Source organism: Rhodococcus sp. IEGM 1379, from assembly GCF_030056815.1.
Classification (GTDB): domain Bacteria; phylum Actinomycetota; class Actinomycetes; order Mycobacteriales; family Mycobacteriaceae; genus Rhodococcus_F.
In genome coordinates, this window is the sequence record NZ_JASHKR010000110.1 from 1 (window position 1) to 12,742 (window position 12,742).

The window sequence follows — 12,742 nt, forward strand, 5'->3', positions numbered from 1 at the left end:
AACCTGTCCCAAACTAGATGTGCCGCTATCCTTTTCGATTAACGTGACAGTGCCCATGAATGGTGGGACAAGGTGTATCCGTGCAGCAGCAGTACAGGCTCACCCGATCCAGCCCGGTTCATGGATTTCACAAAGCCTCCGTCGTGTCTTTGCACTAGCTAGTAGTGACACGCAGGATACGGAAGTGTCTAGAGCCTGCGTGTGGGAATGGTGCGCGTTGACGCTGCCAGTTGGGCGGATCTGTGGCCGCCCTGCGGTGCCGGGCCGCCAGGCCTGTAGCGCGATCCTCCCGTAGGTAAGCCCCCAGCCTCCGTCGGGTAACACGATCCGCTGCTCAAGCAGTTCTATCCACGCCGGAGTGCTATCGCCTCGGGTCGGTGTCGAGGTTGAGTACTCCGGGATGTCGGCCGGCGTACATCTGGGCGATTGTCGATCTTCCGATGCCCGATGGTCCGTTCAGGTGAATCAGTCGTGGCATGGGGAAACCTTAGTGTCGCTGTCCCTGTTCGTGATCATCATTGATCTGCGGTGCCGTCCGAATAGTTCGGTTGGAGTGTCCGTCCTCACACACCACGCCTTCGGGCGTGATCGGCCTTCGTACCTGGCACACTCGCGGTAGCGGACCGGTTTCCTGGTTCCAAGGGCGGGGGAGCGGCGGTCGGATGATGGCACTGGGTGGAAATGGCGTGTGGTTTCGAGCATCGAGGTCGAAATTCCTTGCCGTCGGGTTTCTCGTCATTCTGGCGGTCGGCGCTTGCACGAGTCCCGAATTGGAACAGGGTGTGGCGTCGGAGATCATTGCGTTCGCCGATGGTGACGGTTCGATCTACACGATCAAGCCGGACGGGAGCGGCCTTCGCCAGCTCACCGCGACGATTGCCGACGACGACCGAACTGCATACGCTTCAAATCCCGCGGTGTCCGTGGACGGAAGCATGATCGCATTTTCGAGAGGATCGGGAATCGCGGTGATGAACGTCGACGGAACCGAGCAGAAAACGATCGCCGACCGCGGCGGTTCACCCAGCTTTTCACCAGACGGTTCGAAGATTGTGTTCGGTTGTGTCGGCGGGATATGCCTGATGAACGCCGATGGCTCCGACCGGCAACAACTCTCCCCGGAAGACAACGGGGACCACAGCACACCGAGTAGGTCCTACCCGGTGTTCTCCCCGGATGGAACGAAGATCATTTTCAACGAAAACGGTTACATCGCAGGGTTTTCGGCCGACGGTACCGGGTGGTTCCAGATCTTGCGGGATCAGTTCTGGAACTCCGACCCTGCATACTCCCCCGACGGATCAATGATTGTGTTCTCGAGTAACCGCGGCGGGAATGACCAGTCCGAGACTTACGTGATGACAGCCGATGGCTACGATATTCGACCTCTCACGACGGAATATGATGTCGGGGCGAAGTATTCGCCGGATGGTTCGAAGATCGTGTACAGCCATTTTGTGAAAGAGCCCCGCGTCCTCGCCGGAATTCGCGTCATGAATGCCGACGGTAGCGAATCACGTCCATTGACTTCCAAATCATTGATTGCTCAGGCCCCGAGCTGGGGTGGATATGAGTAGCGCCGAATGACAGAGGCTGGATAAAGGCCGCGACAATGAGGGTTGAAATGAGAAAGGGTGCGGCTCTCATTGCTGCGCTCGCATCCGCTTTCGCGATTTCCGGGTGTGGTTCACCGGAGTGCACGGACGTCGAAGCCTCCGAGACGATCTTCACCACCCTAAGCTCGGAGGCCCTGTGGGCATACGACATTCACAATCAGCGGGAGTTGGCCGGGGCGAAGGACTCGATCTTCGTGGGTACGGTCGAAGAGCAGGTCGGCACTCGGGAGCTTGAAACTTCGATGGAGGGGAGGACGACCCCGACAACGCAGTTCAGGGTGTCGGTTTTCGAGTCTCTCAAGGGCGAATTTCCATCCGAGGTGATAGTTAATCAACAAGCGGGATACGACCCCGTGACCCGGGTACTGAGAACTTTCGGGAACGATCCCCTGTTGGAGGCAGGAGTCACCTACATTTTCTCTGCAAAATACATTGTCGCCGACAACTATTACTGGATCGTCCCCGAGGTCGGAAGTGAGTCTCTCAGCGCCGCCGACGCCGAGACGATGACGTCGAATCCTCAGTCCCGAGGCGCCTTCAAGGATGAACCGCAGGCTGTCAGGGAGATGCGTGAATCAATCGCGAATGGTATTCCGTACCGTGGAAAGGTTGTCCCAGGAAGCACTCCTGTTGCGGGAGTGTCGAAGTCGCCGAGTTCGAGTGTACCTTCCTCGGCATCTGTGACCACCTCGGAAGTCGCCGGATCCAGTTCGACCGTATCGCACTTAACACCTGTGACAAGTCCGCGAACGACCTCCGAGGTACCGGTGCCGCGGTAGGTTCAAAAGGGGGTGGAGTCCAGAGGTCGTTGCAACACAGCGATATCGACACGATGTGCCAGCCTCCCGGACTCGGGTTATCGACGGTATTATTCGTTTTTTGCTATCCGCTGTCCTTGCGCCGGGTAGCCTCCCGTGTATGGCCGTTGCGCATCTGGGTTCGATAACACTCGACTGTGACGATCCGTCAACTCTGGCTGCGTTCTGGCGTGACTTGCTCGACGGAGAAATCACCTACTCCAGTGAGAAGTTCGTTGCCGTGAAGATCCCGCAAGGCATGCTGACGATGATGCGCGTGCCAGATCACCGCGAACCGTCCTGGCCCGCAAGTGCGGTGCCGAAACAGATCCACTTCGACCTCGTCGTAGCAGATCTGGATGCCGGGGAGGCCGAGGCCGTCCGGCTTGGAGCTCGAATCGCGTCCGAACAGTTCGCGCCCGAGCGATGCCGCGTACTCCTCGATCCCGCGGGCCATCCATTCTGCCTATGCCTTCCTCAGAACTTCGCAAAAATCGGAGGATGAGATCAGTGGGGAAGAAGTGTTTCGAGAATGACAGGCACCCGATTCCTGCGACATGTAGCCTCGGATTCTGTGTCCGACAACGCTACTGAACTATTCCCGACCACGTCCAGAAGTCTCACCGGATGGGGTAGGACCGCCCGCAGCACCTCACAGGTGATGACCACTGCCGACATCGAGTTGATCGCCACAGCGGTAGCCCGAGTGGCCGAGGACAACGCCGACAAACCCGCGCACCTACGGCGCGGGGTCATCGCCCGCGGTCTGGGCCGCTCATACGGAGACAATGCCCAGAACACCGGCGGTCTGGTCATCGACATGACAGCATTTCGCCGCATTCACAAGATCGACGCCGGCACGTGCCTCGTCGACCTCGACGCCGGCGTCTCCCTCGACCAACTGATGCGCGCCGCCTTGCCTTTCGGATTGTGGGTACCGGTCCTTCCCGGAACACGTCAGGTCACCATCGGCGGCGCCATCGCCTGCGATATCCACGGCAAGAACCATCACACCGAAGGAAGCTTCGGAAACCACGTCCGTTCGATGGATCTACTCACCGCCGACGGCACGATCCGGACGCTGAAACCAAAGGGCTCAACGTCGAAACTGTTCTGGGCCACTGTCGGCGGCGTCGGACTGACCGGCATCATCCTTCGCGTCACCCTCGAGATGACACCGACGGAGACCGCGTTCTTCGTCAACGACGGGACGCTCACGGCAAGTCTCGACGAAACAATCGAATTCCACAGCGATGGAAGCGAATCGAACTTCACCTATTCCAGTGCATGGTTTGACGCGGTCAGCGCACCGCCGAAGCTAGGCCGAGCCTCTATCACCCGGGGCTCGCTCGCCACTGTCGATCAACTTCCGAAAAAGTTGCAGAAGAATCCCCTGAAATTCGACGCACCACAACTTTTCACGACACCCGACATCTTCCCCAACGGGCTGATGAACAAGCTCTCTGCCACCGCGATCGGAGAGTTCTACTACCGTACCGGTGGGAACTACACCGGCAAGGTCCAGAATTTGACGCAGTTCTACCACCCACTGGACTTGATCGGTGAATGGAACCGCGCCTACGGATCAAAGGGCTTCCTGCAGTACCAGTTCGTACTACCGGTGGAAGCGGTCGAGGAATTCAAGAAGATCATCCGCGATATCCAGACGTCCGGCCACTACTCTGCACTGAACGTCTTCAAGCTGTTCGGTGAGGGTAATCCCGCGCCGTTGAGTTTTCCGATGGCCGGCTGGAACGTGGCCTTCGACTTCCCGATCAAGGCGGGGTTGGGTGAGTTCGTGACTGCGTTGGACCGGCGTGTTCTCGAGTTCGGCGGCCGGCTTTATACCGCGAAGGATTCGCGTGCGACGGCTGAGACGTTCCATACGATGTATCCGCGGATCGACGAGTGGATCAAGACCCGCCGATCCGTGGATCCGACGGGTGTGTTCGTATCTGACATGGCCCGGAGGCTCGAACTGGTGTGATCGACGAGGTTGGTCGAAAGGGCTGGTCGTGACCGCAGGCTGATGCCGGGGGACACGCGCATCGGCGAAAATGGACTATCGAAGTAGTCGCTAGCGGCTACCGAAGGCGATGGTCGTTTCTGCGACAGCACGGTCCACGTCCTGCGCGAGCAGGTAGTGATTGAGCGCGATCGCAGCCTTGGAGCCGGCGCCGGCGGCTGTGATCAACTGAGCAGGCGAATCGACGACATTGCCCGCAGCCCACACGCCGGGAATGCTGGTTCCTCCGGCGGGATCCACGGTAACCCAGCCGTTCTCGCCGACGGTGCACCCCAGTCCCGTCAGCAATTCGTCGTTCGGCGTGAAACTCGGCCCGACGAAAACAATCTCTCGGCTCTCGACCCGACCGTCGGCAAGTTCGATCCCCGACACCCGTCCGTCTTTCGCCACGACCTGTGCGACATCGCCTTCGACAATGCGAATTCCGCGGGCCGTCAACCGCTCTCGCTCCACATCGTCGAGAACGATCTGATTCGGGAAGAACGTCACATCGCCTGACCACTGCCGGATCAGCTGTGCCTGGTGCATCGTGAACGGTCGATTGTCCCCACCGAGTACGGCAATCGCAGTGTTCCGAACTTCGTATCCGTGGCAGTACGGGCAGTGCAGTACGCCGATACCCCACTGCTCACGCACTCCTACGATGTCGGGTAATTCATCGCGCAGACCCGTCGCTACCAGGACAGTCCTTGTCTCGATGACGGTTCCGTCGTCGCAGTGCACGACGAAACTGTCATTGTCAGTTCCTCGGGCCAGATTCGCGACTCTGCGCTGCAGTATTTCGCCGCCGTAAGAGAGGACTTCGTCGCGTCCTGCTGCAAGTAGTGCATCTGGTGTCATCCCGTCTCGGGACAAGAATCCGTGTAGATGCGCCGCGGGGGCGTTTCGGGGTTCGCCGGTATCGATCACGAGCACTGTGCGGAGTGCTCGGGTCAAGACGGTTGCCGCGCTTAATCCGGCGGCGCTGCCGCCGATGAGCACTGCGTCGTACTTGTTCATGGTTCCCCTGTTGGTATCTGTGTTCGTTTGTGTGGCAACGCAATTATGAGACAAAGCTTCCCGCTGAAGCGGTCACTCGAAGGGCGAACCGAAGCGTGATGGTGCTGGTTTATGCCATTGGCGTCCGCTCCGGCTGACACTGTGCGAAAGCGGTGTGGCCTGCGAAATGAGCTAGGCTGAAAAAGTATCAGATTGTTTACTAGTTAACAAAAGTTGGTGGCGATGTCCGAACTCTCACTCAGAGAGCGCACCTGCATGCTCTGGGATAGCATCAACCCTGATCTCGACACCTCGGCAATGGAGATCGTCGCTCAACTCAAGCGCATCACAGGGCTGCTCGAGCTGGCAGTCGAGCCTATCTATGCTGATGCAGAACTGAGCGTCGCAGAAGTGGAACTGCTCGTCCCCCTGCGATATGCGGAGGAGCAGGTAACCGCGATCCGGCTCGCAGAACTCCTGAGTATGTCCCGCGCCGGTGTGAGCAAGGCGCTAGCCAAACTCGAGAAACGCGATCTCATTGCGCGTGTCCAGAATCCTTCGGATCGGCGTTCGGCGCTGATCCTGATGACCGAGTCGGGAAAGGCCGCAATTGATCAGATTTTCCCTCGCGAACTCGACGCCCACGGCAAGCTTTTTTCCGGACTCGGCGAGGCACGGGCCGATATTCTCGATGCGTTGGACCGTCTCGCTGAAGTGATGGAATCCGGGCTCGAAGGGTCTTCCTGACGTTCGGTGTCGGGAGGGTTGTTAGTTGGCCGGCGTAGAAGTGTCAGCTCCAGCCAGGTTTGACGTCGCGCCGTGCTGGGAGGCCGTTCCATTCGGCGAGTGGGGCTGATTGCCACCACCAATCGGGATCGGAGTGGATGCCTTTGACGGAGGTTCTGCCGGTGACGGCCAGAAGGAGCTCGGCCGCGGCGGCCATAGTCGGATCGATCCAAGGAAACACTCGCGATACTGTTCTTGCACATACATTTTCGGGAAGATCCAATCGCACGCCCACGGCGCGAGCTGTGTCGGTGCCGTGGACCAGTATTTCCGTTATGGCCATGCCTGCCCACCCTGCGGCGTCGGCTGTTCCGCTGGGGTGGAACGCACGTTCGTCGCCGAGGTCGCGGAGCAGTGCCGCGAGTACGAGTGCGGCCGAGAGCACATTGTCGAGATGTTCGGATGCGGTGGCATCACGACCGTCTCGTAGAACTGGTAGCCGGCAGTTGGCTCGTCTTGCTACTTGGCCGCTGTAGAAGAGCAGTGCATCGCTGATGTGCTCGATGGTGTGCGCCGCGGTCCATTGTGTTGGTTCCGCGGTATTTGACCACAGTGTCGAGGTGTCGGGTATCGCGGCGAGTGCATGCAAGGTTTTCGCTGCGGATACCACGTCGTCGGGTGTCGGTTCAGTCGATGCGGTCATGTTGTCCGGATCTGTGGTTGTTTGAGGTTAAGGGCACGGTAGCGCGTCGGCGAGAGTGCGCGCTACGCGGCTTCATTCGAGCGATTCGACGAGATCGCTGCGTGGCACTCGATGTGGTCAATAGATTTCTTGTTCCACGCGCGCAAGGGGGTGCTGCTTTGCGTTATGGCGACGAGTATTCCGTCATCCGAACCCGACTCGTGCATCTCGCCTGGGCTCCACAACACTGCCTCGCCGGAAGCGATCGAGAACCGTTGTCCGCCTTCATCTGCTACCCAACCGGAGCCTTCGATGGCACGAACAGTTGCCACAGTCGTGCGGGATGCCTACCTAGCAAGCTATTTGGCCGGAAGCATGCGACATGAGTTCTGAACTCTCCACAGTTCGTCGACCGGAGTATCGCCGTGCACCAACTCTGCTCGTAGGAACATAGCGTTGCGTCTTGCCATGTCGCTATGCCCGCCCGGCAAAAAGTGAGGAGTGAGGGGACGGAGGAGGTTGTCTTCGTATACGGAGTCCGGCAACCCGCCAGGTGGGGGATGTCCAGGCTGTCGGCTCGTTCCCGAGGATCCGAGGGTCAGGCTCCGTCGATCACGCGTTCGTCGAGGGCTCCGCTGTGTTCCATTGGCGTCGCAGCCGCAGAGCGTCCTGAAGTGGTGGACTGCCGTATGACCGCCGGTATTCTCGGTTGAACTGATTGGGCGTCGAGTAGCCGACGGCCCGCGCTACTTGGGCCGCGTTCGCGCCGTCGTTCAAGAGGAGTCGACGCGCATGCTGTAGGCGGAGTTGCTTCTGGAATGCGATCGGACTCATTCCCGTTGCCGCTCGAAACTGCCGGTGAAGTGTGGGGACACTCATGTGGGCGACGGCGGCGATGGCGTCGACGCGCAGGGGTTGATCGTAGTGAGTGCAGATCCAGTCGGCGGCGGTTCGTATCCGTGTCTGTGCGGAATTGGAGGCGACAAATCCTCGTAGCGATGGTCCGAGCGGGCCGCGCAGCAATCGGTACAGGATTTCGGTTTCTGCGCGGTGGGCGAGTATCGGGATGTCTTCGGGTGTGTCCAGCAGCTGAACCCACCGTGTCACGGCGTCGACTACCTGCGGGGGCATCGCGCAGGTCATCTGCCCATCTGCTGGGGCGATCGTCGCAGGCGACCGTGATTCGGCGCTGTCGAGCTCCAGTAACAGTGCTGCGAGAGGTTCGGGGTCGAGATGCAGAATCGCAGCCCGGTAGGGGGTCTCGCGAAAGCTCGCCAGGACGGGTACGGCGAGCGCGTTGAACATCATCTGCCCACTTCCGGCGAGGACATGCCGCGCGCCGAAGTCGACTCTCTTCGACCCCGACGTCACGAAGCAGATCATCGGCTCGTAGACGAGGTCGACCGGAACGCCGGGGCCGTCGGCGGCGATCAGGCGGAGCCGAGGGACATCGGTGACCGACCACCCATGCGGTGTGTGGCGCACAACGGCGTCGGTTAGGTGGTCGAGCACACGCACTCCCTCGAGAGGATCGAGCAACTTTATGACGTCGGGTGCCGATGCGGAATCGGGCTTTACGCCTTTACGCTGCCGAGTATGACAGGAAGAGGCAATGAATTCCCCCGCCGCGAGCTGGGCTCGCATGGACTCGTCAGTTCTGCCATCGGATTGGGCACGATGGGCATGACCATGGCCTACGGCGACGCCGACGAGAGCGGCGGGATCGACGCTATTCGGCGCGCCCACGAACTCGGCGTGACGATGATAGACACCGCCGAGCTATACGGAATGGGCACCGGCAGCAACGAAAGGCTCGTCGGACGAGCTATCCAGGACTTCCGTGACGAGGTACTGGTGGCCACCAAGTTCGGATACGACTTCACCGACCCGTCGAAATTCGACGGAAGCCTCAACAGCAAACCCGAACGCATCGTACAAGTGGTCGAGAACAGCCTCGGCTACCTCGGCACCGACCACATCGACGTGCTGTACCAGCACCGAGTGGACCCGGCCGTTCCCATCGAGGAGGTCGCCGGAACAGTCGGTGAACTCGTGGAGGCTGGCAAGGTGCGCTTCTTCGGGTTGAGCGAAGCGGGACCGAACACCATCCGCCGCGCACACACGGTGCACCCGGTCTCGGTGCTTCAGACCGAGTATTCGATCTTCGAGCGCGCAGTCGAGGTGGAGGTGTTGCCGGTCCTGCGTGAATTGGGCATCGGTTTCGTGGCGTACTCACCTCTCGGGCGAGGCCTGTTGACCGATCAGATCAAGCCTGCGGCCGAGTATCCCCTCAACGACATGCGTCGCAGCGACGAACGGTGGCAGCCTGGCAATTACGAGCACAATGTCAATGCGGTCCGGAAGTTGAGGGACATCGCCGATACAAAGGGGTGGACGGTCAGTCAGCTGGCCCTCGCGTGGCTACTTGCCCAGGGCGCTGACATCGTGCCGATTCCAGGTACCCGACGTCAGGCGAGGGTCGAGGAGAACGTCGCAGCCGCGACGATCACGCTGAGTGCAGATGAACTTCGTGCGGTCGACGAGATTCTGCCGCACGGAGCTGCGGGAGCGCGCTATCCCGCAGCGATGCTGCCGCAGTGGTGACACGTCTTCTACCGCGGACCTTGTGGCTTGTAAGGGTCGTCGAAATAGGTGCAGGCATGCGACCGATGCGGTCATAGGGCGGCGCCTGGTTGTGGTTCCGAAGTGTGGATTGCAGTGGACTGGCGCCGGCGACAGCGTGGATGTCTCACGTTGCGCGATTCGCAGAATATGTTGCTTATGTGGTGGGTCTTATCGGTCTTGGGGGCGGTGTGTGTCCTTGTTCGTCGACCTGGTCGGTGATCTCGCAGAGTTTGGCCCCTGATCCCATCGAAGACAGTTGTGCTCGCAGGTTCGCGGTGCGGGTTTCGGCTTCTGTGATGAGGATGTCGGCGATGCGGCCCCAGTCGGCCGGACCCGGGTCGGTGGGCAGATCGGCGAATACCGCGGCGATCTCGCGCACCGTCAGCCCGATGCGCTGGGCGAGCTTGGCAACCTTGATCCGGCATGCAGCGGAGTCATCGAAGCGTCGCTGGTTGCTGCTGGTACGGACTGCGGTGACGACGCCGTACCTCTCGTAGAAGCGCACCGCCGATGGTGCTACTCCGCTCTCGATGGCCACGTCACTCACGGTGAGAACAGCTGGCAGAGGTGTTGCGCCAAGGTATGCCACGGAAGCAGTCATGGCCCCGAATTTGCCACAGACATGTCTTGACTTCAACATATGTTCAACCCTCAGGGTTAGGGTCATGACGACAACGAAATCTGCGACTCCCTCGGGGCATGTGCTGCGCGTGGCGGTGATCGCCGGAAGTAGGCGGCCCAATCGACGGGCGCGGGCTGTGGCCGAGTGGGTGTGCGCCGCTGCACCGGAGGGCGCGGAGCTGTCCCTTCTCGATCTTGACGAGGTTGCTCTGCCCACGCTGGCGGAGCCGAACTCACCTGCGTTCGGTGGCTACACCTTGCCGCACACCCGGGCGTGGGCGGAACTGATCGACGGCTTCGACGCATATGTGCTTGTCTCGCCGGAGTACAACCATTCCACCAGTGCCGCCTTGAAAAATGCCCTGGACCACCTGTACCGCGAATGGAACGACAAGGCGGTCGCCTTCGTCGGCTACGGCGTCGACGGCGGTGTCCGCGCAGTCGAACACCTACGCGGGATCACCGCCGAACTCGGGCTCGCCGGCGTCGGGGCGGCCGTCGCGCTCAACGTGTTCGATGACTTCGACGAGGAAGGGCACCTCGCACCTCGGGAACGTCAGGAGGGTATGCGTACCCGTATGTTCGACTCGCTGCTGCGGTGGGCTTCGGCGCTGCGGCCGTTGCGCCCTGCCGCTGAGGACCGGCCGACCGGGCAACGACCGATACTGCACCGGCAGGCCGGTGCGGGCAGCGCCGATGACGCGGTTCGAGAACTACTCGACAGTTTGCAGACCGGCCTCGATGCCGGTGACGCCGATCTCTACGACAGGATGTTCGCCCAGGACGTGCTGTGGGGAAGCCCCCACGGTCGGGTTCTCACCGGTTACGCGCCGCTGAACGCCATCCACCGTTCGATGATGGATACCCCTGTCGTTGCGACGTCCCGCTATGAGGTGGTGCAGACGTCCGCAGCCTCTTCCGACCTGGTGCTCGTCCACATTCGCCGGCTGCACTTAGCGGACGCACCGCCCGGTGGTGCCGACTTCTCGGAGATGGCCCTGTACGTACTCGTGCGCCGCGACGGGCAGTGGTGGCTTGCAGCTGGGCAGAACACGCCGATCCGAGACAAGCCGTAGCCGCACTGTCGGAGTGGCTTGAGCGTGTTTGTTATCGGCGAACTCAGCAGTGGGCAAGTGCGGTCAGGGGTGCACCGGCTGTTTCGCTGCACCTCCCCGAGATCGATGTAGCATCTGAAATTTGTTGCAGAACAATCGATTCCGTGACGAACACTCCGCCAGGTCGGACTGTCTGGTGTCGGCCCCCGCTTGTGATATCGCCGTGGGGCATCCGGCCACGAATAGCTCGAGACGAATACGCGACACGTAGGGGGCGCTTGTCAGCCGCTATGTGGTCACGACGGTGCCGGATAGGCTGTGGTGGCACACCAGCATGTGGTCGGCGCCTCGTTGGAATTCGTAGTCGACTTTCACTGCGCGGCCGACGATGTTGCGGGCGTGTAGGTCGGCGAGCAGTTCGACGAGTCGTGGGTAGGGCTCTGACGATCCCAGGGCGACCAGCGGAAAGATGCGTAGCTCACCGGAGGTGGCGCGCATCAGTTCGGTTATCGCGTCGAGATGGAAGGTGTGGTCGAGGCGCTCGGTGTAACTGAACAGCAGGTGGGAGCTGAGTGCCAGATCGAAGCTGCCGTCAGTGAACGGCAACGACGGCAATCGTCCGGGGACGTAGCGTTCGGGGTGTCGGCGAATATGAGTTGCGAACTGTTGGGCGGCGTGATGTCTGCTGCGCTGGTGTTCGTCGGGATCGGTGAAGAACGTCCATGCGTACTGCTCCGCATGTTTGCGGACATGGCGGTTCCCCCGATCCGTTTCGGACGTCGCAATGACGGCAAGATCGTCCGCACTGTTGTCGAAATAGGCTACGTCGCAGGCGGTTACATCGCCGCCGAGGCGGCTTACTTCGCTGGTGAACCCGGCACCGCCGCCGGGGCAGTCGAGGATCCGGCGGGATAGATCGTTGTCGGTGAGGGTGAACATCGCCCGGTATTCGTCGAAGGAGCGGGAGCTGATCAGCATGTCGCCGATTCCGTTGATGCGTGGGTTGTTGTCGAAGGTCATGGGTGGTCCTCTCGGTATGAGGCCACCTCATTGCGTCAACCGGGATGGATGCCTGTCGTACAGGTGAGGATCGTCAGCCGCGCGTGAGGCGGCCGGAAGGTGCACAGTTCAGGGCCGCGGGTAGAGCGGCCACCAGAGTTGTGCGAATGTGTTCACCGGCCAATTAGAGCACGTTCTGATAAAAATCCGTTAGGGAGCAATCGCTATGGGTCGCGGTAAATAGCTACCAGCGACTGGCTGCACTGGAGTTGGATCGGCTGAACTTTACGTGTGAACGTCACCGGCAGTCTGTGAGGGCAAGCGACTCGCCCGTGGGCCGGGCAGCAGAGACCGATGGCCGTCGAGGCATCTGCAACTGTCGCCGGCTCCAGACGGGCCACACGGTCGTCACTGTTCTGCAGAGGTGGGTGAATGCATAGGGAAAACTTTTGGGGCCGTTCCACTTCCCCAATTTTCTAGAACATGTTCTACTCTGTGAGTCAGTCAGTGTTGTGGCTATCAGTGGAGGCCGGAAATCATGGGACAGGTTCTAGACAACATTTCTCAGTTCGCCGACGAGATCCGCGCAGGCGGCGTCGAGGGCGACAAGCTCATGC

The 12,742-nt window shown here is 60.6% G+C and carries 12 protein-coding genes; 7 read left to right on the plus strand and 5 right to left on the minus strand.

Features of this window, described 5'->3' with window-relative positions:
• The first annotated feature begins 662 nt into the window (after positions 1–662).
• The 4 genes from QM600_RS27165 (at position 663) to dprE1 (ending at position 4,400) form a co-directional block, all read left to right on the plus strand.
• Positions 663–1,577, plus strand: coding sequence for a TolB family protein (locus QM600_RS27165; RefSeq protein ID WP_283264872.1), 915 nt, complete (start codon positions 663–665; stop codon positions 1,575–1,577).
• Positions 1,578–1,612: 35 nt separating this feature from the next.
• On the plus strand, positions 1,613–2,395 hold the full coding sequence (locus QM600_RS27170) for a hypothetical protein (protein WP_283264873.1): 783 nt from the start codon (positions 1,613–1,615) through the stop codon (positions 2,393–2,395).
• A 139-nt stretch (positions 2,396–2,534) separates the two neighbouring features.
• The gene (locus QM600_RS27175; protein ID WP_283264874.1) at positions 2,535–2,918 is read left to right on the plus strand and encodes a VOC family protein; all 384 of its coding nucleotides are present in this window, start codon (positions 2,535–2,537) and stop codon (positions 2,916–2,918) included.
• Between the two features lie 27 nt (positions 2,919–2,945).
• Positions 2,946–4,400 carry a decaprenylphosphoryl-beta-D-ribose oxidase gene (gene dprE1 / locus QM600_RS27180; RefSeq protein WP_283264875.1) on the plus strand — a complete coding sequence of 485 codons (1,455 nt, stop codon included), beginning with the start codon at positions 2,946–2,948 and terminating at the stop codon, positions 4,398–4,400.
• A gap of 90 nt (positions 4,401–4,490) precedes the next feature.
• Here dprE1 and QM600_RS27185 read toward each other — a convergent pair whose 3' ends face one another.
• Positions 4,491–5,438 (minus strand): NAD(P)/FAD-dependent oxidoreductase, encoded by a 948-nt coding sequence (locus QM600_RS27185; RefSeq protein ID WP_283264876.1) that lies wholly within the window; start codon positions 5,436–5,438, stop codon positions 4,491–4,493.
• Positions 5,439–5,660: 222 nt separating this feature from the next.
• On the opposite strand from QM600_RS27185, the gene QM600_RS27190 reads away from it, so the two are divergent.
• Positions 5,661–6,164 (plus strand): MarR family winged helix-turn-helix transcriptional regulator, encoded by a 504-nt coding sequence (locus QM600_RS27190; RefSeq protein WP_283264877.1) that lies wholly within the window; start codon positions 5,661–5,663, stop codon positions 6,162–6,164.
• 43 nt (positions 6,165–6,207) lie between these two features.
• Here the strand turns inward: QM600_RS27190 and QM600_RS27195 are convergent, their stop codons facing one another.
• Positions 6,208–6,846, minus strand: coding sequence for a hypothetical protein (locus QM600_RS27195; RefSeq protein ID WP_283264878.1), 639 nt, complete (start codon positions 6,844–6,846; stop codon positions 6,208–6,210).
• Positions 6,847–7,437: 591 nt separating this feature from the next.
• Positions 7,438–8,337, minus strand: a complete 900-nt coding sequence (locus QM600_RS27200) for an AraC family transcriptional regulator (protein WP_283264879.1) — start codon at positions 8,335–8,337, stop codon at positions 7,438–7,440.
• Between the two features lie 84 nt (positions 8,338–8,421).
• On the opposite strand from QM600_RS27200, the gene QM600_RS27205 reads away from it, so the two are divergent.
• Entirely contained in the window at positions 8,422–9,429 is a 1,008-nt protein-coding gene (locus QM600_RS27205; RefSeq protein WP_283264880.1) for an aldo/keto reductase, read from the plus strand.
• 175 nt (positions 9,430–9,604) lie between these two features.
• On the opposite strand, the gene QM600_RS27210 is transcribed toward QM600_RS27205, so the two are convergent.
• Positions 9,605–10,051, minus strand: a complete 447-nt coding sequence (locus QM600_RS27210) for a MerR family transcriptional regulator (protein ID WP_283264881.1) — start codon at positions 10,049–10,051, stop codon at positions 9,605–9,607.
• 64 nt (positions 10,052–10,115) lie between these two features.
• Here QM600_RS27210 and QM600_RS27215 point away from each other — a divergent pair, with 64 nt between their 5' ends.
• Positions 10,116–11,147: an SgcJ/EcaC family oxidoreductase gene (locus QM600_RS27215; protein WP_283264882.1), complete on the plus strand. Its 1,032-nt coding sequence runs from the start codon at positions 10,116–10,118 to the stop codon at positions 11,145–11,147.
• 267 nt (positions 11,148–11,414) lie between these two features.
• On the opposite strand, the gene QM600_RS27220 is transcribed toward QM600_RS27215, so the two are convergent.
• Positions 11,415–12,146, minus strand: a complete 732-nt coding sequence (locus tag QM600_RS27220) for a class I SAM-dependent methyltransferase (protein ID WP_283264883.1) — start codon at positions 12,144–12,146, stop codon at positions 11,415–11,417.
• Positions 12,147–12,742: the final 596 nt, after the last annotated feature.